Here is a 23,335-nt window from a genome sequence, read left to right on the forward strand (position 1 = left end):
ACTAATCAATGCACTCTAAAACCGGAAGAGCCAGTAAAGCCGAGTAATGCCGATTAATGCCGTCCCTGCTACTCCATTTGGTGCTTGATCGCGGAGTTCGCGCGCATACCGTGCACGGTAGCAACGACCAGAATCACGGCGAAGATTGCTGTCGCCGCCACGCCCAGTCCCAAGGTGAACCCGGATACTACGGCGATAGGAGCAAGGATGGTCATGCCGATTTCAAAGGGTGCGAAGCCCACGTAAGCTACACCGTATTCATTCAGGGTGCCGGACTTGAGTTTGGGGTCAACGATCTTGAGCAGGGCGATACCGGTTGCCACGGCGGCAGTTGCCCAGCCCCAGCCGAAGATGCCACGTTCCAGCCAGCCTTCCTCGAAGAACTTGGAGGCGAGGCAGAAGAAGCCGAAGCAGTAGATGATACCGAGGACGAACATGACCAGCAGTGGAACCCAGTAGCTGGCCACGGCGGCAGGAACGATGGAGGCGATACCGAAGGCGATGAGGAAGTCGGTGGAGCCACCGGAGATGGTGCTCATGGTGTCTTTGTCGAGGTAGTTAGGCTTGCCGATGAGCTTGAGGCCTAGAACCATGAAGATACCGACAACGAAGGACAGCGCAAATAGCGGGATCGATACGTTGGGGAACATCGAGGTGATCTGCTGTTGGCCAAGGTAGGCGAGCATGACGGTGACGATGATCGCGCCGAAGTGCAATGCTAGTGGTTCGATAGCTGAGGGGTTGGTGGTTGCTTTACCGATGGATGGGCGACGGTGTTCTTCAATGTAGCCAGCAAGCAGTTCCCATGGGAGCTTGTCCGGCAGGGATGCGGTCTTTTTGTTGCGGATACCCCAGTTGGCAAACAGGATTCCGCCGACGATAGCCGCCAGGGTGCCCACTGTTGCGGAGGTAAAGCCAAGGGATGCTGCTGCGGATGCTCCTACGGTATCGAGTGCACCACCGACTGCGGCGGCGGTACCAAAGCCGCCGACGAAGCCTACTGGCAGCATCATGCCGAACCATTCTTCGGTTCCCCACACTGGTGTGAAGAGGAAGAGGCCGAGCAGGATAAATATGCCCCATTGTCCCATGAACATGGACGTGGAAAATGCCCACATGGTGCGGGCGCCTTTGATGTTTTGGGCGCTAAAGGTCATAGAAAACGGCATCGATGCGAAGACGATGGCGATGAGGATGGTGGAGTAGGTTCCCAGTTTGTCGGAGAAGGGTAGCCAGCCGAGTACTTCTGGGCCTAGGGCTAGGCCGAGCAGACCTGCGGTGATGGGGGCTGGGATGAGGAGGGATCGAAACCACGGGACGAATCGACGAAGCACCACGCCGACGATCATGAGAGCGGAGATAAATCCTATGTCCATCACCGCGTCAAAAGGCGTGTATGCGTTCATGCCGTCCTTCTTTCTCTATATCTAGTGTCACATTGCGTGTGTCCCCGTTTTGTAGGGCACATTTTTACATCTTTAGACTAAAGCACGAGCCCGCAATTCCGCATAAGTGGGGCCTGATCACCCCTTTTAGTCGTGTTCGTGACCATCAAAGTCAGCATGATGGTCCACGCTATGACCTGGTTCTTCGCTATCGCCCTCGTGTGCATGCAAATGGGAATGGGTGTGAGTATGGGCATGGGTGTGCACGAGATCGCCGTGGGAATGTTGGTGTGTGTGCACGTGGGTGTGCATGTGGTCGTGTTGTAATCCGATGGAGTCGCGGACGATTACGACGGTGGCGGCGACCATGATGAGCAGTGCTAACCAGAATTGGATATCGGGGCGTTCGCCAAGCAATATCATGCTGAAGGCCACGCCGAGGAATGGCGCGATGGCGTAGTAGGTGCTGGTTTTTGCGGCTCCTAGGTGGCGTTGAGCCAAGATGTAAAAAGTAATGCTCAGCCCGTAGGAGACGAATCCCAAAACCATGGTGAGTGCGATGATCTGCCAGCTGGGAAGGGAGTTAGCCAGTAGGAGGGCAACGGTGAGGGCTCCAAGCCCAGAGAATATGCCTTTGATGACCACAATCTGGGCGGGGTTTTTGTTGGAGAGCGCGCGTGTGCAGTTGTTTTCGAGTCCCCAGCAGGCACACGCGGCGAGTACGAGGAGTGATCCGAGGTTGAACTGGATGGTGCCTGGTTCGAAACTCAGAATCAGGCTGGCGAGGGTGACGAGCCCGATGGCAAGCCAAAGATGTTTGGAGATCACTTCGCGGAAAAGGATAAGGGCGATCAGCGAGGTTGCAACGATTTCGAAGTTGCCAAGCAACGACACGCTTGACGACGTCGTCCGTGCGATTCCGAGCATGAGCAATATCGGGGCCGCGATGTCGAGGACGACCATGGCTACTACGTATTTGGTGTCCTGGGCGGTGATGGGGGCGTCGTCAGGCGTGGGGCGCGCAAAGGCGATCATGCCGATACCCGCGCCAAGATATAAGAAGGCGGCAAGCATCGTTGCTGTGGTGTGATCTAGCAGCATTTTGGCTACGGGAACGTTGAGGGCGTACAACGCCGCGGCGAGGATAGCCAGCAGGCTCGCTTGAGTTTTCATAATGCGAAAATACACTACGATTGGTAACCGTGACCGCTCAATCAATCCAGGCCGTTGCCGACGAACTTCGCGCACACCGCGCGGAGTTCACTCAGGCAGCCAATCAGAAGCCGGACTCCCCTCTCGCGGACGCCATCGTGCAGCTCGTCGACCATACCGATCTAGACGGACACGTTCCGGAATCGATCGCTACCTCATGGCTACAGCACGCAGCCGCCGCCGAAAGCCTCGGGGTATCACGTGACTACTACCTCACGCTTGCCGACGCCTCCCGCAGCGCCCTGCGCCACATTTGCGCAGACCTCCCCTTCGCCGAGGTTCTCGGTGCCGAACGCGCTATCACGTCGATAGCCAACACACTGACCAGCGCGCCCCTGCCCAACGCAGCAGTACCCGCACAAGTCGTGCAAGTAGAAAAGCGCAGCAGCGCTATCTCCGTGGTACGACTGCAAGCAGAAACAGCTATCAACTACACCGCCACCCAGTACGTCACCGTCACCGCCGATTACCTGCGCGGAGCACGTCGTGAGCTCTTTCCTACCATCCCACCCAACGAGTACGGCCAAATCGAATTCCATATCCGCCACGAAGGCATGATCTCTACATTGCTCGCCGGCGCACATGTAGGCGACACGTGGTGGATCAGCACAGGCCAAGGCGGTTTTGATTACGTAGAAAACCAAGACATGGTGTTTATCGCCCACGGGGTAGGACTCGCAGCACTACGTCCCATCATCGTCGATTTCCTCCGCCTAGCCGAACCCCCTCGAGTCCACCTCTTCCTCGCAGCCGACTACCCAGGCGAACTCTACGAGCTCGCTGGCCTATGGAGCCTAGCGTCGACCGCACCTTGGCTGTCCGTCACCCCTGTTGTTACCCATGAAGAAGACGCCTGGTGGGTAGCCCCCACCCAGCATTCTCACCCACCGCGCGGGCTACACATCACCCAAGTCGGACAAGCCGGAGAAATAGTCGCAGGTTATGGCACGTGGGAAGATCGTCGTATCTTGATCGCTGGTCCCTCCCACGACGTGGCAGCCTCCCGCAAGGCACTTATTCGCTGCGGAACGCCACCCACCATCATCCACACGCAAACTTTCGATTACTCACCGTTTTGGTTATAATCCGCATCCGCTAACACAGGGATAGCCTCGCGGGTACGCCTAACGGGGTCACGGTTGACGTTCACCATGAACAACTCCTCCCCTGTACCGGCCTCGGCAATACGGCGACCATCAGGGGTTACCACCGCGGAATGCCCCACACCGGTGGGCGCACCCGGCGCGCGCTCATCCTCTGCCACCGCTTGGTCGCAGGCGACGATATAGCTGGTGGAGTCCAATGCACGCGCCGCGGTAAGCGTACGCCACTGCTCCAGCTTGCCCTCGCCATCAGCCCACGACGCTGGAAGCACGATCACCTCAGCGCCGAGGCGGGCAAGGTCAATAAACTGCTGAGGGAAACGCACGTCATAACACACGGCAATTCCGCAGGTCACATCACCTACAGGGAAAGTAACCAGTTGGTTTCCTGGGCGAACCGTGTCAGATTCTTTGAAACCAAAGGCATCGTAGGTATGAATCTTGCGGTATTCCCGCACAGAATCGGGGTGGGCAATTAAAGCCACGTTATTAATGCGCTGCTTGCCATCATGTGTGTCTGCGGGGCTAAACATACCAACTACGATCACGATGTTGAGTTCGCGAGCCAGCTGGCATATTCGGGTAGCAAAGGGGCCGTCGATACGCTCGGCTACGCGATCAAGGCGCCCAGTACCGAACCCTTGCATGGTGGCCTCTGGAAACACCACCATGTCCGCGCCACGCTGGGCCGCCACACTGGCATGGTGTTCTACCGTAGCCAAATTAGCCATTGTATCGGCACTACTAGAAATCTGGGCGAGAGCTATCCACATGCCACCCCAGACTATGCGCTAAGCGCACAGTTATCCACAGCCTTGCTGGGATTTCGCACGCGCACCTACCCATAGCCTTGCGAATAGCACTCGTCCCACCACATCATCAGGCGCATGGACATTAGTTTTTCTGCGCTTTCCCACCTGCACACACCCAGTACCGCAATCACCCACACGAGCATAGGTGCCAATGCCAGCGGGGCCGCCCTAGAGCGATTCCTTCATAGTCTGACCACGCATCACGCCCGCAATACCGCCGATATTGCAGAGCTCATCGCGCAAACCACACAGCTTGTGCACACCTGCGCCGACATCGACGCCACCACCGCCTTGGGGTTGTCATGCTCGCATTAGATTCTCGCAGCCTCGCACTAGCGCGAACAGCGTTAGCCCACAACGCCGCCGAAGGGCACACGGCTTACGACGCCGCCCGCTACCTATGGAACCGCAGCTTTGAAGAACTCAAAGGACAGGCTTTCGACGCCTCCCACCAGCTGCTTTCTGCCCAAGGGCACTCGTGGTCCCAACTTTTCCAAGCCATTGAGGATGTCTCCCGCATACTTGAACTCACCTACGGCCCCCAAAAAGACCTCGAGGCCGCCTACGATTATCTGCTGTTACTTTCTCAACGCAGCATAGATAACTCCGCCGTGATCTCTACAATGATTGCCGCCATTCGAGCCATGGGAAACCAACTTGACCAGCACTGCGCCCAGGCAATCGATTCCATTGCGGCGCTATGCAAACCTGACTATCCGCAGCACCAGCAACTCGCAGAAGATTTTGAACAACACCTCGCCCAAGACTTCCCCGACGCACAGATTCTTTCCGCCCACGAGCATGGGGTTGTTGTTGCCCTCGGTGATATCCGCACGGCCGACTCCATCACCACCGTGGTCGCAGGAGTAGGCTCCGCCAACCCAACACAATGGCTGAACTACGTCGAACGCGCTCAACACATACGCCACGCCACCGGTGGTGCTGCCGTGGCCTGGTTAGGTTACAACGCCCCCGCCAATGTCGCGGCAGCCGCAGCGCAAACACCTGCCCAACAAGGCGCATCACAGCTACAGAAATTTCAAAAAGAATTGCGCGCACTTAACCCGAAAGCACGACTCATGGTCTTCGGGCACAGCTATGGTTCCGTCGTCGCAGGCCATGCCGCAGCGCACGGCCTCGGTGCCGATACATTCATAGTGGCCGGAAGCCCAGGGGTCCCACCCAACCCCCAGTTACACAGTCCCAACCCCCGCCTTATTTCTGTGTTAGGCAGCCACGACATTATCGGTCTGACCGGAACAAACACCGTGGCCGCCCACGGTATCGACCCCAGTGCGCTCAGTGCACAAGACGCCGGATTTGAGCGCTGGGGTGTCGCGGGCGGCCACGAGTCGTACTTCACCGATAAGCGTCTCCTGGAGCGGCTAGCACAGGAAGCTCATCGAGGTCCCAGTGAAACTAGTAGCGGATAGCCATGCGGCCGTCGATCTTGCCTTGCTTCATATCAGCAAAGACCGAGTTGACGTCGTCAAGCTTGCATTCAGTAACCGTTGGCTTGATCATGCCGCGAGCGTAGAAGTCCAAAGCCTCTTCAAGGTCTTGGCGCGTACCTACGAGGGAGCCGCGGATGGTCAGGCCCTTGAAAACGATGTCGAAGATCGGTGCTGGGAACTCTCCTGGAGGAAGACCATTGAACACAATGGTTCCGTTCTTACGAGCCATGCCAATTGCCTGACCGAAGGCCTGAGGGTGCACCGCGGTGACCAGCACGCCATGTGCGCCACCCTTGGTGTACTTCACAATTGCCTCAGCTGGGTCTTCTTCGCGGGCATTGACCACAAACTCAGCGCCATGCTTCTTAGCCAGTTCGAGCTTGTCGTCCGCAATATCCACGGCGATAACGCGCATGCCCATAGCCACGGCGTACTGGACGGCGATATGGCCCAGACCACCCACGCCAGAGATGACCACGAACTGGCCTGGGCGGGTTTCGGTAACCTTGAGGCCTTTGTACACGGTCACGCCAGCGCACAGAATTGGGGCGACTTCCAGCAAGTCACAGCCGTCTGGGATTCGGGCACAGTAACGGGTGTCTACCAGCATGTACTGACCGAAGGAACCATCGACGGTGTATCCACCGTACTCGGCTTTCTCGCACATAGTCTCCCAGCCGGTGCGACAGTACTCGCACTCGCCACAGGCTGACCAGAGCCAGACGTTACCGACCATGTCACCCAGCGCAACACTGTGCTCACCTGGGCCAAGTTTGACCACTTCGCCTACGCCCTCATGGCCTGGGACGAATGGTGGCTTTGGCTTAACTGGCCAGTCGCCTTCGGCGGCGTGGAGGTCAGTGTGGCAGATACCGGAGGTGAGCACCTTGACCAGTGCTTGGTGTTGGCCTGGCTCTGGGAGGTCAACGTCGTGAATGTTGAGCTCGGAGCCAAACTTGTCCACAACAGCGGCGGTGAAGGCAGAGGGGAATTCAGTAGCAGACATCGGTCGCAATCCTTTCTAGTGGTACCTATTTTCAATAGGTGGCAGAAATGACAAAACCCCGCGAAATGCGGGGGGTTGAACCGTATGAAGTTATAAGTTTGTGCAGGCTGTAGAGCCCACCCAATAACGGGCTCTACTTAGCTATGGCTTACCTTTAAAATAGGCCTGTTGGATTCTCATCATACGAGACAAGAAGGTTCTTTGTCTGCTGGTAGTGATCCAACATCATGAGGTGATTCTCACGCCCAATTCCGGACTCTTTATAGCCTCCGAATGCTGCGTGTGCTGGGTAATTGTGGTATTGATTCACCCACACGCGACCAGCCTGGATGGCGCGTCCGGCACGATACGCAGTGTTCTGATGGCGAGTCCACACACCAGCGCCGAGGCCGTAGTTCGTGTCATTAGCAATGCGGATTGCCTCATCAAAATCCTTGAAGGTAGCAACCGAAAGCACTGGGCCGAAGATTTCCTCACGGAAAATGGTCATGTCATTCGTGCCCTTAAACACCGTGGGCTCGATATAGTAGCCATTTTCCAAACCGTCAATCTTGTTCACGTGGCCACCGGTGAGCACCTCAGCGCCCTCCTTCGGGCCAATATCGAGGTAGCCGCTGATCTTATCCATTTGTTCCATGGAAGCCTGGGCGCCCATCATGGTTTCCGTGTCCAGCGGGTTACCGAGCTTGATGTTCTTCACACGTTGGACACCCAGCTCAAGGAACTCGTCCGCGATGGACTCATGCACCAACGCACGCGACGGGCAGGTACATACCTCACCCTGATTGAGTGCGAACATGGCAAGGCCCTCAATGCACTTCTCACGGAAGGGGTCGTCGTAATCCATGATGTCCGCGAAGAAGATCGACGGCGACTTACCGCCTAGCTCCAAGGTGACGGGGATGATCTTGTCAGCGGCAGCACGGTTGATAATCTTGCCCACCTGCGTGGAACCAGTAAAGGCAATCTTGCCAATGCGGTTGGAAGAGGATAGCGCCACGCCAGCCTCCTCGCCGAGGCCGTTGACGATGTTGAGCACACCATCAGGGAGCAAGTCACCCACAATGTCGATCCAGAACAGGATGGACGCAGGAGTTTGCTCCGCAGGCTTCAGCACAATCGTGTTACCCGCAGCAAGAGCTGGGGCGATCTTCCATGCGGCCATGAGCAGTGGAAAGTTCCACGGAATGATCTGACCGACTACGCCGATGGGCTCATGGAAGTGGTAGGCCACCGTGTTGTGGTCGATTTGAGAGGTTCGTGATTCTTGGGCACGGATTGCGCCGGCAAAGTAGCGGAAGTGGTCAATGGCCAGTGGAATGTCGGCGGCGAGCGTCTCACGCACAGCCTTGCCGTTGTCCCATGTTTCAGCGACAGCGATTTCTTCGAGATGCTCTTCCATGCGATCGGCAATGCGGTGCAGGATGAGTGCGCGCTCGGCCGGCGAGCTATGACCCCATGTTTTTGCTGCATCATGCGCTGCATCCAAGGCCTTTTCCACGTCGGCAGCGGTTCCTCGTGCCACTTGACAGAACACTTCACCGGTGACTGGGGTGATGTTGTCGAGATACTCGCCACCTACCGGCGGAACCCATTGGCCGCCGATGTAGTTGTCATAGCGCTTCTTGTAGTTGGCTACGGCACCTGGCGTTCCTGGATATGCATAAATAGTCATGTGGGCCACCCCTTAGAGGTTCATGTGATGTGCAACATATTAAGACACCATTGTACAGAGCTCCGCGTTTCTCGTCTGCAGGAAAAATCACGCTGCCAACCATGCAATACAGCTTGCACACCTATAGGTGCACCCAAAAGCCAAGAACTGTAAATTTTGTTAATTTTTTGCGCTTTTCACCCCCTCCCCCACGATCACCCCCTATTCTTACTTTTGTTATTAAACCTAATTTACGCTTAGAGCGTTATATACTACTAATTCCATCTCCAGCTATCAGGAACACAAAGTCATCGTGAAATCCCTCAATCGTCGTTTCATCGCCGGGGCAACCGCCACCGCCGTCGCCCTATCCACTAGTGCCATCCCGCACGCCCATGCCGCCGCCACCATTTCCACCGGTGTGGACTGCTCGATTACCGCACCGTTTGTTGGAACAACCACCCGCAGTTCCACCTTTGACGCGCATATCGACGTCCCCGAGACCGTCCAAGCTGGAGTCGGATTCGAGGCCAGCGTGCACCTAAACAACATCTCGGTGCAAAGTGAACAGTTGTCTAAGATTTCCGGCGCGTCCCTGAAGACCAGCACGATTCGCATCAAAGTGGGCAACAACGTTCAACTCGACGGCTCCCAGCCCGGCGTGAACCTGTCCAACGGCGTACTCAGCATAAAAAACAAGCTTAAAGCCAAGCTCAACGGCACTTCGCTCGACATCACCGCCGAGCCGATCACGGTTCGCCTCAAAGCAACCACTGAGGGCGATATCACCTTCACACCTGACAGCACAGTGCTTGTAACAGACATCGACGTCCAGACTGGAATCATTCCAGTCACGGCAAAAGCCTCCTGTGCAACCACCAACGCGAAGCCATACGCAACCATCAAGGCCACCCCACAAGAAGGCCTCAAGGTAACCGCCCCCACCGAGACAACACCACAGAGCATTATCGACGTCACCGCCACCGCACCCAACACCACCACAGGAAACGTGCAGTTTTACCTCAATAACGCACCTGTGGGCCATCCGGTTGCCGTCACCGCTAAAGGCACCGCAGCCACCAAGATCAGGCTGGGCGCAGCCGGCTCCGCGACTATTACCGCACGCTACGTCGACGCTGAGGGCTACAACCCACTCCCCGATGGGACGGTAACGGTAGCTGTCGGCATGCTAGCCCCCACACTCAAAGAAGGCGACGAGGATACCTACACCGGCACCATTAACGGCCAAGCTACCTCTATCGACGAACCACTGAAGGTCACCCCAGGTGAAACCGTCACCGTCACCACCACCATGACGCCAAGCAGTGCCTCCGTCCAGGTGTACGAGCTAGGCATTAACCCACCATCAGGCGTGACCTATGTGGAGGACAGCGGCTCCCGCAACTTCAAGTCCGTGCTGACCACCACCGGAACCGGCTTCACCCCACCAAACTCCACGTACCACAATCCGCACTGGGAGAAGGAAGCCACCAAGCCAAACGACCAATACCGCGGCTTCCACACCACATCCACCTACACAGTTTTGAGCTATGTCCCCCAGACCGTGACCGCCAAGTACCAGATCCCCAAGGACCTAGCACCTGGCCGCTACATGTTCCAAATGGGCGTGTACAAGTACTCCACTGAGTTCAAAGACTTAGTCAGCATTCCAGAAACCTCCTTCGAGATTGCTGCCGACCTACCTAAACTCCCCAACCGCAAGATCAAACCGGCCCCACAAAACGAGGAACAGACCACCGAACCAGAAGATACCCCAGCTAACAGCGGTTCCTCGTTCGGTTCCCTCCTGCGTTCCCCATCATTTTGGTCAACCATCTTGGACGTTGCTGCAGGCATTGTCACACTCTTATTGAATTTCCTCGCACGCCGCTAACGGCTCTTCCGGTTTTAGAGTGCATTGATTCTGTGTCGGATGTTGGCGGCGTGGCGCTGGTGGGCGTTGGTGGGCGCGCCACCCCCGCTCACCCCCGAAAAGACGGCACTTCACACCAAATCTGCTCAAACGGCCGGTTTTCTTGCGATTTGGTGTGAAGTGTCGAGAAAAATCCTTCGAAATACCCCCGAATGGTGGCTCTTCCGGTTGTAGAGTGAATTGATTGTGTGTCGGATGTAGGCGAGGGGTGTCTTTGCGGTGCTTGTTCATGGTTTTCTTGGCTGCCCGCACGTGGGGTATTCATTGATGGGCTCGATGGGCTCGGCTTTGATGATGGCATTTCCGTTAGGCTGCACAGTAGGTCCTTGGTTTTGTACGGACAAAGCCAAGGACCCCAATATCTTGTGCCACGCCCGACCCCCCCCCGGCGAACTAATCAATGCACTCTAAAACCGGAAGAGCCCCGCTAACCAGCACGTAAATAGACATCATGCTAGCTGTGGTGCCGCGAACCGCGACGCGGTTCCCACATCACAACCGCGGTCGAACGAGGCACGTGAACGATCTCGCCGCGGGGGCGTGCCCCACGGTTTTTAAGTTCATCAGCCTCAGCCCGTGCCGCCGCAAGTTCCTTGCGCAGCTGCGCATTTTCCTTTTTCAGCTCGATGATCGACTTGATACCCGCCAAGTTCACACCTTCCACTTGGCTTAGGTGTTGAACAGTGCGCAGGAGTTCAACGTCGTCACGCGAGTACCTGCGGCCACCACCGCGAGTACGCTGCGGTGTGACAAGGCCGAGCCGATCATAGGTGCGCAAGGTTTGAGCGTGCATTCCCGCAAGCTCCGCAGCAACGGAGATAACAAAAACGTCGCCAGAAAACTCTTGGGCCATAAAGCTCACCTCTTTCTCGCGTTATTTTCCTGCCCAGCCAGCACGCGGATCAAAACCCGCGTCCCGCTCGGCTTGAACATAGGCGCGCAGCGCGCTTGCCGACGCCGCATCCAAACTCGACGGCACCGTCACTTCTACCTTGACCAGCAGATCTCCCGCAGAACCGCCACGCTTAGGCACGCCCTTACCGCGCACCCTCAGCACACGACCATTAGGCGTACCGGAAGGAATACGAACCCGAACCGGAAGATCGAGCGTAGGCACCGAAATGGTATCGCCCAACGCCAACTCCGCGTAGGACACCGGCACCGTCACCTCGAGGTCATCGCCCGAACGGGTAAACACTCGGTCGTTTTTCACATGCACAGTGACATACAAATCACCGGCCGGTAGCCCGTTAGGACCGGCCTCACCTTGGCCAGCGAGGCGCACCTTTTGGCCATCGACCACGCCCGCTGGAATGCGCACAGTGATCGAGCGAGTACGACGCTGCGTTCCAGTACCTGAGCAATCAGGGCACGGATCAGAGATCATCTTTCCAGTACCACCGCACTGCGTACACGGTGCAGAGAACCCAAAGGCACCCTTGTTTTCCGAGGTAAACCCAGTTCCATTGCACTTGGTACACGTGGTGGGCGCACCGGAGCGCGAGCCGGATCCGTGGCAGGTGTGGCAGGGGGCGTCGCCAGTAAGCTGTAAGGGGATCGTGGTGCCCTTGGCCGCCTCACGGAATTCGAGGGTTATTTCCGTTTCGACGTCGGACCCCCGCGTCGGCCGAGCTGCGTTGCGAGCACCACCGCCGCGGTTGAAAATGCCACCGAAGATATCCCCAAAACCACCTTGCGGAGCGTGGCCTCGACCCGCTCCAGATCCAAAGATGTCTCCGAGGTCGAAGTCGAAGCCTTCTTGCGTCCGAAACCCGCCGGGGAATCCGGCGCCTCCGAACCCGCCAGAAGCGATCATAGAGCGGAATTCGTCATACTCTTTCCGCTTCGTCTCATCGCCCACGACGTCATAGGCCTCAGCGACCTTTTTAAAACGCTCTTCGGCTGCGGCATCCCCTGGGTGAGAATCGGGGTGGTTTTCTCGCGCCAGCTTGCGATACGCCTTTTTAATTTCCGCTTCAGTTGCGGACGAGGAGACTCCTAGGTCGGCATAGTAGTCTTTCTCAGCCCACTCGTTTTTCGCTGCCATAGGTCTTCTCCTCCTTTCTTGTTTTCCGTATTTAGTTGAAAATGCGGAACCCAGCTCCCCACCACCGTGGGCTGCTGGATCCCGCATTCATCTCAGTGAAACTCAGTGACTATTGAGCATCTTCTGCTGGATCGGCAATGATCACCATTGCGGTTCGCAGCAAACGATCGTTCATCTGATAGCCACGGCGCAGGACAGTTCCCAGCACCTTGTCATCTCCCGAAGAGAGATCCTGAACTGCCTCATGGCGCTCGGCATCAAACACGTCGCCCTCGGCGCCGAATGCGGATACGCCCAAGCCTTCAACAACGCTCACTAACTTGTCGCGGAATGCTTTGAGAGGTCCTTCGTCGAGGTCACCGTGTTTTTGAGCAAGCTCCAGATCATCCAAGATGGGAAGCAACTCGCCGAGAACCTTGGCCTTCGCGGCCTCGACGCCGACCTTGCGTTCGCGGTCGGTGCGGCGTCGATAGTTAGCGTATTCGGCGCTAAGGCGCTGCAGATCCTCGGTACGCTCGGCGAGCTCTGACTCAAGAGTCGAGGTCTCGCCGACGGTAGCACCTGGATCCTCGGTGGAGGCGTCGACACCGTCGAAGGCGTCTTCGAGATCCGCGAGGGTATCAGCATCAAGACCAGCCGACTCCACCAAGGCTTCCTCCTCGGCGGGGACTTCGGTGGCATCAAGATGCTCGAAGTTGTTCTCCTCGTCATCCCATTCCGGTTGGCCTGGGCGGCGGTCGTCGCCGTTAGTGTTGTCGGTAGTGCTCATTACTTGTTTCCGTCCTTGTCATCGTCCTCAACGACCTCAGCGTCGACGACGTTAGGATCAACGTTGGTGGCATCAGCAGCGCCAGCGTTAGCGGCCTCAGCCTCGTAGATAGCCTTGCCCATCTCCTGAGACTCGGTAGAAAGCTTCTCGACGGCCGTCTTAATAGCCTCGATGTCCTCGCCCTTAAGAGCCTCGTCAACAGCGTCGGCAGCCTCGGTAACCTTGGTCTTGATCTCCTCGGAAACCTTCTCGCCGTTCTCGTCTAGGAACTTACGAGTCTGGTATGCCATGGACTCAGCGGAGTTACGGGTCTCCTGCTCCTCACGACGCTTCTTGTCTTCCTCAGCGTGAGCTTCAGCATCCTTGACCATGCGATCGATCTCTTCCTGAGACAAACCGGAACCATCCTGAATCTTGATGGTGTTTTCCTTGCCGGTGCCCTTGTCCTTCGCGGTCACGTGCACAATGCCGTTTGCGTCGATGTCGAAGGTGACCTCAATCTGAGGAACGCCACGAGGTGCTGGAGCAATACCACCCAACTCGAAGGAACCGAGCAGCTTGTTGTGTGCAGCGATCTCGCGCTCGCCTTGGAAGACCTGGATCTGAACGGAAGGCTGGTTGTCGTCCGCAGTGGTGAACGTCTCGGAACGCTTGGTTGGAATCGTGGTGTTGCGCTCGATGAGCTTGGTCATCACGCCGCCCTTGGTTTCGATACCAAGAGACAACGGGGTGACGTCGAGAAGCAAAACGTCCTTGACCTCGCCGCGCAGCACGCCAGCCTGCAAAGCAGCACCGACAGCAACAACCTCATCAGGGTTAACTCCCTTGTTAGGCTCGCGGCCACCGGTCAGCTCCTTGACCAGCTCAGAAACAGCAGGCATACGGGTCGAGCCACCAACGAGAACCACGTGGTCAATCTCGGAGACGGTCACACCGGCGTCCTTGATCACCTGGTTGAATGGGGTCTTGGTGCGGTCGAGCAGATCCTGGGTAATGCGCTGGAACTCGGTGCGAGAAAGCGTCTCATCCAAGAACAGTGGGTTCTTATCAGCATCAACGGTGATGTATGGCAGGTTGACGTTTGCAGACTGGGAGGAAGAAAGCTCAATCTTTGCCTTCTCAGCAGCCTCGCGCAGACGCTGCATAGCCATCTTGTCCTTGGAGAGGTCAACACCCTGAGCGGTCTTGAACTTCTCAACCAGCCAATCAACGATGCGCTGGTCCCAGTCGTCGCCACCGAGCTCGTTATCGCCAGCGGTTGCACGAACCTCAACAACGCCATCGCCGATCTCCAGCAAGGAGACGTCGAAAGTACCGCCACCCAAGTCGAAGACCAAGATGGTCTGCTCTTTCTCGCCTTTTTCAAGGCCATAAGCCAAAGCAGCTGCGGTTGGCTCGTTCACAATACGCAGAACATTCAAACCAGCAATCTGGCCAGCTTCCTTGGTGGCCTGGCGCTGTGCGTCAGAGAAGTAAGCAGGAACAGTAATCACTGCGTCGGTAACGTCCTCGCCTAGGTAAGCCTCAGCGTCGCGCTTGAGCTTCATCAAAGTACGAGCGGAAATCTCCTGAGGGGTGTACTTCTTGTCGTCGATAGCAATGGTCCAGTCAGTACCTACGTGGCGCTTGACGGAGCGAATGGTGCGATCAACGTTGGTAACAGCTTGGTTCTTAGCAGACTGTCCGACGAGAACTTCGCCGTTCTTAGCGAAAGCAACAACCGATGGGGTGGTGCGGGAACCCTCAGAGTTAGCGATAACCTGTGGCTCTCCACCTTCGAGGACGGAAACCACCGAGTTAGTGGTACCGAGGTCGATTCCTACTGCGCGTCCCATGTCATTTCCTCCTGATTTGTTGTTTATTAGTAAAGCGAAAAGTTCAAAGTTGACTGCCCTGCACTCAACTTCTGAAGCTTCTGCATTGAAGGCTACCAGAAACCTTGAGCCGGTGTCACTCAACCTGACACTAGTAGTAACTCACAGACCCCCAAAGTTGTTCCCACCAGACTCAACTTTTTTCAAAATTTTTTAAAACCGCAGGCCAGAGCGCGGCCAGCACAGCATTGCTTGGACACAAACAGGCAAAGATCTAGCCATCGCCGCTTCACTTCCGCAACTCACCCCGCAACCACCTCCCCCGCTCAGCTACCCCACAGAGCTGAGAATGCTGTGAGAACAACTATTGTATTCACTTGACATCGTGATACATACGGGGATCACCCCCACAGGATCGATCATGAAAGCGGGAGCATGGAACGCGTAGCGCCAAACGGCCAGTTTAAAGATGTAGGAGTGGACCAATTATTCTTCTCCACCACTGATGCCCAAGGGCGCATCCAAGAAACGAACAACACGTTCGTTGAGCTTTCCCGCTACACCGAAGAAGAGCTCCGCAACGCAGCACACAATATTATTCGCCACCCCTTTATGCCCGGTGGTGTTTTTAAGATCATGTGGGACAAGCTCCAGCGAGGCGAAACCTTTGCCGGCTATGTGCGCAACCTTGCCCACAGCGGAGAAACCTACGATGTGTTTGCCACCGTCACACCCATCCCTGGCACTCACGATTACCTTTCGGTTCGCCAGCGCCCCTGCCATGACGACCACCGCGCACTTGCTATGACCATTTACGCAGAGGTCGGCGACTACGAGGCCCAGCTGCGCAAAGATGGCATGTCAGCCCGCGAAGCAGCCGAAGCTGGAGCACGCTTGATTAGCGATAAGCTGCGAGAATCTGGCTTTGACAATTTCGACGCTTATGCGCACGCAATGTTGCCGTGGGAGGTTTTCTGCCGCGAAAACATGAGCACGGGCCTCCCCCAGCGCGAGGTCGCTGGCGAGTTAGGCGCGGAGCTGGCCCAGGCACACGATGTTCACGACCATCTCGACGACTGGATGTTGCGACTCGACGAGTTGCTCACCACAGCTCAGCAGCTTGGTGAGGCCCGCGAAGAGCTCGTGGATTCGCTTGGCCAAACCTCATCGTTAGGCGATACCGTCGATGCCCGCGGCGCTAGCGAAACATTGCAGGTAGTCCAGTTCCAGCTCAACGTATGGAAGGGCATGCAAAAGATCGTCGATAGTTATGTCGTCGAACTCGCCGAACTCATCACCACCCTCGCGAACGACACCCTGCGCGAACGCTTCCAGATCTCCGTCTCGCGCCTGCACACCGCCATGCTGGCCACCTTCCTCGCCGAGCTTATCGACGGCACCTCCGCCACCGCGAACACCGAACACAAAGTGGCCCTGCTCAAAGCCACCATGCGCGATTCCTTGGAGGCCATCGACCGTGGGTCCTTCCACCGCGCCCAACTTGTTCGAAGCACCATAAGCTGCATACGCACCGTCACATCGCTCATGGAAAGCCCCCGCGGCCTGCTCACCGAGGCGATCCGCGAGGCCCAAAGCCTCAACAACGACGAGCTCAGCGCCGCGATTGCAGCCGAACTCGAACGCTCTGAGCGTGCCGCCAACAACATGCACCAGCTTGTTGCCACCCTCGAGAGCACCGCCACAACCCCCGATATTGCCGCTATGCTCGCAGAACTCTAAAACGCTTCAGTACCTTACTCTGTGCTGAGCTGTGGCACTATAGGTAGCTATGACATCCCGCGACAGTAATAAGAAAGATCTCCCCTCAGCGTTGACTGAAGCGGTAGAGAGCGCCGACGAGACCCCCTCGGCGCATGTAACAGAGGCTACGGCATACGGCCACCGCGACCGCGCCGTCATTATTGGCATGGATGCGCGTTGGGCAGCTGGCTGGGCGCTTCGTTTTATTATCGTTGCCATCGCCAGCATCATGGCGTGGCGCGGTCTCGGCACCGTTTGGCACGGTGTCCTACCAGTTATTTTGGCAATTTTGCTCTCCACCGTGCTGTGGCCGCCAGTGCGCTGGCTGCGCTCCAAAAAGGTGCCGCCAGCTCTTGCCGTAGTAATCGTTATTTTGGGCTTCTTCGGCATCATCGGAGGCATTTTCGCCGCCATGGCCCCGAGCGTGGGGGCGCAGTCCAAAGACCTTGTCGACCGCGCATCTGATGGCATTAGCCGGCTACTCGACTGGGCGGAAAACAGCCCCTTCGATATTGATACCTCGCAGATCGACGGCTACTTGAGCAACATTACGAACACCCTCAAGGAACAGTCCAGCAACATCGCCAACGGTGTGTTCACTGGTCTTTCTACGGCCTCCACCATCTTGGTCACCATGATCCTGATGCTGATTCTGTCCTTCTTCTTCCTTAAAGACGGCACCCGCTTCCTCCCCATGGTGCGCCGCCTCACCGGCCCGAACGTAGGCTGGCACCTCACTGAGGTTCTTACTCGCATTTGGAACACGTTGGCTGGATTCATCCGCACCCAGGCGATCGTTTCGCTTGTCGACGCAGTCCTGATCGGCGTAGGCCTGCTCATCCTCAAGGTACCGCTGGCACTCGTCCTAGCAGTACTTACTTTCTTCGGTGGCTTCATCCCGATCGTCGGTGCTTTCACCGCTGGTGCTCTCGCCGTGGTCATCGCTTTGGTCAGCAACGGCATGTCCAATGCACTCATGGTGCTGGTCCTCATCATCGCAGTCCAGCAAATCGAAGGCCACATCCTGCAACCAGTCTTGCAGTCCAAGGCCATGAACTTGCACGCAGCTGTGGTGCTGTTGTCGGTCACGGTGGGCTCTACCCTCTTCGGTGTGATCGGCGCTTTCTTGGCAGTGCCAGTCGCTGCTACGTTGGCTGTTCTCGTGCGCTACCACTCCGAGTTGGTGGCGCTTCGGGCTGGTGAAATCACCATCGATGACATGGTCTTGGCTACCGGCGAGGACTCCAGCTCCGACCAACCGTGGGGTTCGGTAAAGGAGCAACTCAGTAAGTTGAGTCTGCGCAAACCCAACGTGATTGTGCGCAAGCAGGAGGATCCAACGGACGCTTAGTCCCCCACCAACAAAAAATCCACACCACACCTCTCGAGAAACCGCAAGTTTTCGAGGGGGTTGGTGTGGATTTTTATTTTTCTCCCCCTATTTGCACCACTTCATCAGTGCACGCCCGTAGCAATCGGTGGTCGTGGGAAATAAACAGTACTCCGGCACCTTCGTGGGCAATTCTGCGCAACAAATCCACAACAGCCGCGGTAGCTAGCGGATCCAGCATTGATGTGGGCTCGTCGCAAATGAGAAATGCTGGGTCGATAACGAGTGCGCGTGCAATGCAGGCGCGCTGCAGCTGGCCATCACTGACATTATTAGGCAAGCGATCCAACAGGCTGGGGCTTAACAGGGCGCGTGCGGCGCACTCTTCTACCCGGCGCGCGATCTGTTCTGTTGAAAGTTCGCCGGCGATGGCGAGGGGTTCACCGATGATGGTGCGTAGCGTCCAGTTGGGATTGCAGGCATCGCGTGGTTGTTGGCTGATACTAACAATATCGGTGCGTCGGTGTGTGCGGTTGTGTGGGACTGGCTCATTATCAATAGTCACGGTGCCTGATGTGGGTGCGAGTCGTCCGCTGAGAAGCCCTGCGAGGGTGGTTTTTCCGGATCCCGAGGGTCCGATGAGCCCGAGGAGGTGGCGTCGCGGTAGTTCTAGCGTGATGTTGTCGAGCACTGTGGTGGTGCCAAATCGCATGGTCACGTTGTCAGCGCGTAGCATTTTCTGCCTCCTTTTCTAGGTGCAGTCCGCCGCTGGGTAGGGCTGCGAGTAGTGCGATGCAGAAGGGGTGCTGTGGGTGGATGAGGACATCGTCGTGGTTGCCGGTGGCGACGATTTCGCCGTCGTTCATGACTGCGATGCTGTCGCATAGGCGTAGTTCGCGGAGGTCTTCGATGTCGTGGCTGATAATCAGAACGCCCACGCCGAGCTCGTCGGCAAGCGAGCGCAGCAGCGTGAGGATGTCGCGGGTGAGTTCGGGGTCAAGTGCGCTGGTGGGTTCGTCGGCGATGATAAAGCGGGGGTTGCCGGCGAGAGCCGCTGCGATCGCTGCGCGTTGTGCCATGCCGCCGGAGAGTTGGTGCGGGAACATGTCCGCGACGTCGGCGTTGAGGTGTACGCGTCTGAGCAGGTCGGCTACGGTGGCGGGGCTGTGGTGTTGGTCGATGACTTCTTGAATCTGCGCGCCGATACGTCGCACGGGGGTGAAGGATTGGGCGGCTGATTGCGGCACGAATCCTACGACGTTTCCGCGTAGCGCCCCGAGCGTGGCCGCATCCCAGTCGTGGCGCTGCCCGTTGAGCTCAACATGTCCGCTTATCGACGCCCCTTCCGGTGCGATTCCGACAATGGATCGCCCTAGGGTGGTTTTGCCTGATCCGGAAGCACCGATGAGTCCGGTTACTTGCCCTTGCACTAAGGTGAGCGATGCTTCCTGCACTAGGTGTGCGGAGTCGACGGAGATGTTCATCCCAGTGAGCGCAATTGTGTCGCTGACCGTGGGTGCGACTCGGGCGGGCTCCGGTACGGTTGTGGCGCGCGCGAGGCGTTTTCGGGCAAGGGATACCCCTGACAAAGTGGTGGCGAGTAGCACTGTGGCAGGAAAGAGGAGCGCCCACCATGCTCCACGAATGATGTCTTCGCGGGCGAGATCCATCAGTGTGCCGAGTGATGGTTCATCGGCTTGGATGCCCAGCCCTAAAAACGACAACGCGGATTCATGCCATACCGCGTGCGGCATGAGCATCACCATGGCAACCACTGCTTGACCCAAAGCCGCAGGTGCAAGGTGTTTACGCAACACCCATCCAGAGGTTGCTCCGGCAGCGTAGGAGGCTTCTACGTAGCCGGATGTGCGCACGGCCAGTACTGATGAGCGCACGATACGAGCAACGGGCGACCAGTGCGTCAACGCGATGGATATGACAATGGCCAGTAGCGAGCCTCGAAACAGTGCAACGATGACTACGGACAAGATGAGGTGTGGGATGGAGTTCACCGCATCGTTGATACGCATGATGATGCGGTCAATGCGCCCTCCTGTGGTGGCTGCTATCAAGCCGACCATAACTCCTAGTGCGGTGGCGAATAGGGCTGAGAACGCGCCCACCATGAGAGAAACTCTTAAGCTTTCAGCGCTGCGTACGAACAGGTCGAATCCGAAGTGGTCGGTGCCAAAAATATGCTTGGCACTTGGTGGTTGTAATGCATTGCTAAAGCTAGGGGTGCCGGCATCCATTACTAGGGGCACAATCAGTGCATACAGCAGCACGAGCAAGAAGACTGCCAAGCTTACTGTGTGTTGTTTGGCCCACGACATGTACTGAGCGTTAGACATCGCTTACCCTCGGATCGATCAACATATAGGACAGGTCGCTTGCAAGAGATCCCAGCATGACAACAACTGTGGTGGCAACGGTGATAAAAGCTAAGAGGGGAAAATCTACTGCGATAGCGGATTCCACGGTTGCTTGAGCAAGCCCTGGCCACGAAAAGACCGTTTCGACGATCACCGCACCGACCACGAGTTCGCCTAGGCGGGCACCCAATAGTGTTACCAACGGCATCATAGACATGGGAAGAACGTGCTTTATCAGCACAGTTCTTTCTTTAATGCCGCGCAGACGCGCATTTGCTACAGCTGGTGAACGGGTGGCTTCTACGGTGGCTTGTTGCATTGTGAGCAGCGGCCACGATAGCTGCGATATGGCTAGCACGATGGCAGGCGCTATGAGGTAGGGGCCGACGGTTCCCAGCCGAGGTGCGTATCCGACGGGGCTTGCACCACCGACCGGGATGGCGTGGAGAAAAATCGCAAACAGCAAGACTGTACCGAGTGCGTACACGTAGGAGGGGGTTGCCGCGATGAACACGCCTAGGGCATTCACCGCCTTGTCGACGACACCCCCAGGTCGGCGAGCCGACCATACTCCGAGGATCGTCGCAATCACTAGCATGAGGAGCAACCCAGTAGCTGATAGCAGGATCGTCCATGGGAGTCGTTCGACGATCACAGCAGAAACTGGTTTGTTGTACACTCGCGACCAGCCAAGATCACCGGTCAACACGTCTGTCCACCAGCGCAACCACTGGTGGTACCACGGAACATCCACTCCGAGGGCTGCCGCAATTTTTTCTCGTTCCGCCTCGGTGTAGTCGCCATAGCTCGAACCGAGATAGTGCGCTAGGGGGTCAAACGGCGACAGTGCCGCCAGGCCGAACATGATAAACGTAACCACCACGGTGGTCACCGCGATGGTGAACATTCGCCAGCCCACCATCGCGGTGACTCCGTGGAGATTATCCCTGCGGTGCAATAACGCAGCCACTTACTTTGTCCACTCCGAGATCCGCCACCATGGACCCCAGGTCACACCGTGGATGTGAGGCTCAAGAAGAAGTTCTGGTTTCTTCCACTCGTTCTTCTTGCCCACGTACACGTGATCGACGTTGACGAGATTCAGTGCTGAAGGGTTGTTCACATATTCTGCCTGAATCTTGCGCCACAGGTTGTTGCGCTTTTCCACGTCTACTTCGCTGCGTGCTTGATCGAGCAATGCATTTAGCTTTTCGGATCCGTAGTCACCAGGGTTCGCCCACTTTCCAGTGGAGGGTGTACGAGTATGCAGATATTCATAGGCCATAATGGTCAGGTCGTAAGGTGCTGATCCTCCACCTGTGACAACGGAAACATCACCAAGTTTGGTTGCGATTTCATCCCAAGTGCTTGCAGTGGTGGGGAAATCGAGTCCCAGCTTTTTCATCTGAGAAGAAAACTCGATGGCGATGTCGCGTCGCACGGTGTCGCTTCCGGCGTAGTAGAGCTCGACACGGAATGGTTTTCCGTCTTTCTCACGCACACCGTTGGAATTTTTCACCCAGCCGGCTTCGTCGAGAAGCTTCTCCGCTGCAGCGATGTCCTGCTTGTAATCCAGTGATGGATCATGTGCATCACCATAGATTGATGAAATCAGCGTTGACACGGTTGTTCCATGTCCGCCGAGAGGTCCGTCGACAAACGCTTGGCGATCCACAGCGAGGTTCAGTGCTTTGCGGACTCGAGGATCGGCGATTTCTGGAATCTTAGGAAAGGAGATGCCACGCCAGTCAGCAGTATGCGTGGTATTAATTTCTAGGTCCTTCTTGCCTTCCACGGTTTTGAGCTGGCTAGGTGGGATCGCAGCACCGTCTATTTCACCTGCGGCAACGCGCTGGGCGCGAGCGGTGTCGTCTGCAGCGGTCGTGATAACGAGCTCTTTGACCTCTGGGGCACCTTCGAAGTAGTTCTCGTTGGCTTTGAAGACCACTTCGTCGCCACGGTTTTCTACTAGCTCGTAAGCGCCCGTTCCTACAGGATGCGTATTCAGTTTCGACTCTGTAATCGACCCTTTTGTTAAAAGTTCTGAGGGTGCGATCGCATAGGTCATACGGGATAGAATCTCGGCCAGCGGCACGGTCATTTTGAAGACCACAGTGTGTGGATCTTTTATTTCCACGTCTTTGATCACGTCGTAGCGACCAACTACTTCTGAGCCCGATTCCAAATCCCGAGCTATTGCATAGGACGCTTTAACATCCTCGGCATCGAAATCAGAACCATCGGTGAATTTCACACCTTCGCGCAGCTTAACGGTCCACTCTGTGGCATCAGCGTTCGAGGTTGGCATTTCGGCAGCCAATGCAGGAACAAAGTTGGGCACTTTTTCTGGGCCGTTTGATACTGGACGCAATAGGCCGTCATAAACGGGGCTCACACCAGTTTGTCCATAGCCGGTAGCTGGGTGGAATCCATCACCAGCTTTTCGATCTGCTAGAACGAGTCGCGTGGGATGTCCGGGATCTCCGGAAGCTTCGGATTGCCCTGGATCACCGCAAGCAGTAACGACGGAACCGGTGACGAGGCACGCAAGCGTGAGAGATATCAGTTTTCGCATCTATTGTCCGATCAATGAGTATGAGGAACCTTATTGAACCGAACCTAACACCACTGCACAACATTTTCAATAACGTTTTCACAATTAAGGCAATCCTCACACATCCGC

19 protein-coding genes are annotated in these 23,335 nt (G+C 56.7%); 6 read left to right on the forward strand and 13 right to left on the reverse strand.

Annotated elements, in window-relative coordinates; translation table 11 throughout:
* Positions 1–68: 68 nt before the first annotated feature.
* Both AT687_RS10250 and AT687_RS10255 read right to left on the reverse strand, forming a co-directional pair.
* Positions 69–1,406 (reverse strand): sodium/glutamate symporter, encoded by a 1,338-nt coding sequence (locus tag AT687_RS10250; RefSeq protein ID WP_014302440.1) that lies wholly within the window; start codon positions 1,404–1,406, stop codon positions 69–71.
* Positions 1,407–1,532: 126 nt separating this feature from the next.
* Entirely contained in the window at positions 1,533–2,573 is a 1,041-nt protein-coding gene (locus AT687_RS10255) for a DMT family transporter (protein ID WP_014319422.1), read from the reverse strand.
* Between the two features lie 14 nt (positions 2,574–2,587).
* On the opposite strand from AT687_RS10255, the gene AT687_RS10260 reads away from it, so the two are divergent.
* A complete protein-coding gene (locus AT687_RS10260; RefSeq protein WP_014319423.1) occupies positions 2,588–3,682 on the forward strand; it encodes an FAD-binding oxidoreductase in 1,095 nt (364 codons plus the stop codon).
* Here the strand turns inward: AT687_RS10260 and AT687_RS10265 are convergent.
* Positions 3,661–4,473 (reverse strand): carbon-nitrogen hydrolase family protein, encoded by an 813-nt coding sequence (locus AT687_RS10265; RefSeq protein WP_014319424.1) that lies wholly within the window; start codon positions 4,471–4,473, stop codon positions 3,661–3,663. The two genes, AT687_RS10260 and AT687_RS10265, sit on opposite strands and share 22 nt — an antisense overlap.
* 114 nt (positions 4,474–4,587) lie before the next feature.
* Between AT687_RS10265 and AT687_RS10270 the strand changes: the two genes are divergently transcribed.
* Together AT687_RS10270 and AT687_RS10275 are read left to right on the forward strand one after the other, a co-directional pair.
* Entirely contained in the window at positions 4,588–4,827 is a 240-nt protein-coding gene (locus AT687_RS10270) for a hypothetical protein (protein ID WP_014319425.1), read from the forward strand.
* Positions 4,815–5,945 (forward strand): alpha/beta hydrolase, encoded by a 1,131-nt coding sequence (locus tag AT687_RS10275; RefSeq protein WP_014319426.1) that lies wholly within the window; start codon positions 4,815–4,817, stop codon positions 5,943–5,945. Before AT687_RS10270 ends, AT687_RS10275 begins: the two co-directional genes overlap by 13 nt.
* On the opposite strand, the gene adhP is transcribed toward AT687_RS10275, so the two are convergent.
* Together adhP and exaC are read right to left on the reverse strand one after the other, a co-directional pair.
* Positions 5,932–6,972: an alcohol dehydrogenase AdhP gene (adhP, locus tag AT687_RS10280; protein ID WP_003853086.1), complete on the reverse strand. Its 1,041-nt coding sequence runs from the start codon at positions 6,970–6,972 to the stop codon at positions 5,932–5,934. The genes AT687_RS10275 and adhP overlap by 14 nt on opposite strands.
* A gap of 154 nt (positions 6,973–7,126) precedes the next feature.
* Positions 7,127–8,647 (reverse strand): acetaldehyde dehydrogenase ExaC, encoded by a 1,521-nt coding sequence (gene exaC, locus AT687_RS10285; RefSeq protein ID WP_014319427.1) that lies wholly within the window; start codon positions 8,645–8,647, stop codon positions 7,127–7,129.
* A 292-nt stretch (positions 8,648–8,939) separates the two neighbouring features.
* Here exaC and AT687_RS10290 point away from each other — a divergent pair, with 292 nt between their 5' ends.
* Positions 8,940–10,520, forward strand: coding sequence for an Ig-like domain-containing protein (locus AT687_RS10290; protein ID WP_014319428.1), 1,581 nt, complete (start codon positions 8,940–8,942; stop codon positions 10,518–10,520).
* A gap of 493 nt (positions 10,521–11,013) precedes the next feature.
* Here the strand turns inward: AT687_RS10290 and AT687_RS10295 are convergent, their stop codons facing one another.
* The 4 genes from AT687_RS10295 to dnaK form a co-directional block, all read right to left on the reverse strand.
* Positions 11,014–11,412, reverse strand: coding sequence for a heat shock protein transcriptional repressor HspR (locus AT687_RS10295; protein ID WP_014303972.1), 399 nt, complete (start codon positions 11,410–11,412; stop codon positions 11,014–11,016).
* A gap of 21 nt (positions 11,413–11,433) precedes the next feature.
* Positions 11,434–12,606, reverse strand: a complete 1,173-nt coding sequence (gene dnaJ, locus AT687_RS10300; protein ID WP_014302448.1) for a molecular chaperone DnaJ — start codon at positions 12,604–12,606, stop codon at positions 11,434–11,436.
* 109 nt (positions 12,607–12,715) lie between these two features.
* The gene (gene grpE / locus AT687_RS10305; RefSeq protein WP_010935590.1) at positions 12,716–13,375 is read right to left on the reverse strand and encodes a nucleotide exchange factor GrpE; all 660 of its coding nucleotides are present in this window, start codon (positions 13,373–13,375) and stop codon (positions 12,716–12,718) included.
* Complete coding sequence (gene dnaK / locus AT687_RS10310; RefSeq protein WP_014319430.1) at positions 13,375–15,210, reverse strand: molecular chaperone DnaK; 1,836 nt, start codon at positions 15,208–15,210, stop codon at positions 13,375–13,377. The genes grpE and dnaK overlap by 1 nt, the downstream gene beginning before the upstream one ends.
* A gap of 414 nt (positions 15,211–15,624) precedes the next feature.
* On the opposite strand from dnaK, the gene AT687_RS10315 reads away from it, so the two are divergent.
* Positions 15,625–16,929, forward strand: a complete 1,305-nt coding sequence (locus AT687_RS10315) for a PAS domain-containing protein (protein WP_014319431.1) — start codon at positions 15,625–15,627, stop codon at positions 16,927–16,929.
* Positions 16,930–16,978: 49 nt separating this feature from the next.
* Entirely contained in the window at positions 16,979–18,301 is a 1,323-nt protein-coding gene (locus AT687_RS10320; protein ID WP_014319432.1) for an AI-2E family transporter, read from the forward strand.
* Positions 18,302–18,374: 73 nt separating this feature from the next.
* Here AT687_RS10320 and AT687_RS10325 read toward each other — a convergent pair whose 3' ends face one another.
* The 4 genes from AT687_RS10325 to AT687_RS10340 are packed head-to-tail and all read right to left on the reverse strand — an operon-like array spanning position 18,375 to position 23,227.
* Positions 18,375–19,016: an ABC transporter ATP-binding protein gene (locus AT687_RS10325; protein ID WP_014319433.1), complete on the reverse strand. Its 642-nt coding sequence runs from the start codon at positions 19,014–19,016 to the stop codon at positions 18,375–18,377.
* The gene (locus AT687_RS10330; protein WP_014319434.1) at positions 19,003–20,631 is read right to left on the reverse strand and encodes an ATP-binding cassette domain-containing protein; all 1,629 of its coding nucleotides are present in this window, start codon (positions 20,629–20,631) and stop codon (positions 19,003–19,005) included. Before AT687_RS10330 ends, AT687_RS10325 begins: the two co-directional genes overlap by 14 nt.
* Positions 20,624–21,574 (reverse strand): ABC transporter permease, encoded by a 951-nt coding sequence (locus tag AT687_RS10335; protein ID WP_014308812.1) that lies wholly within the window; start codon positions 21,572–21,574, stop codon positions 20,624–20,626. The genes AT687_RS10330 and AT687_RS10335 overlap by 8 nt, the downstream gene beginning before the upstream one ends.
* 48 nt (positions 21,575–21,622) lie before the next feature.
* Positions 21,623–23,227, reverse strand: coding sequence for an ABC transporter substrate-binding protein (locus tag AT687_RS10340; RefSeq protein WP_014319435.1), 1,605 nt, complete (start codon positions 23,225–23,227; stop codon positions 21,623–21,625).
* Between the last annotated feature and the right edge of the window lie 108 nt (positions 23,228–23,335).

It is taken from the genome of Corynebacterium diphtheriae (assembly GCF_001457455.1).
Classification (GTDB): Bacteria; Actinomycetota; Actinomycetes; order Mycobacteriales; family Mycobacteriaceae; genus Corynebacterium; species Corynebacterium diphtheriae.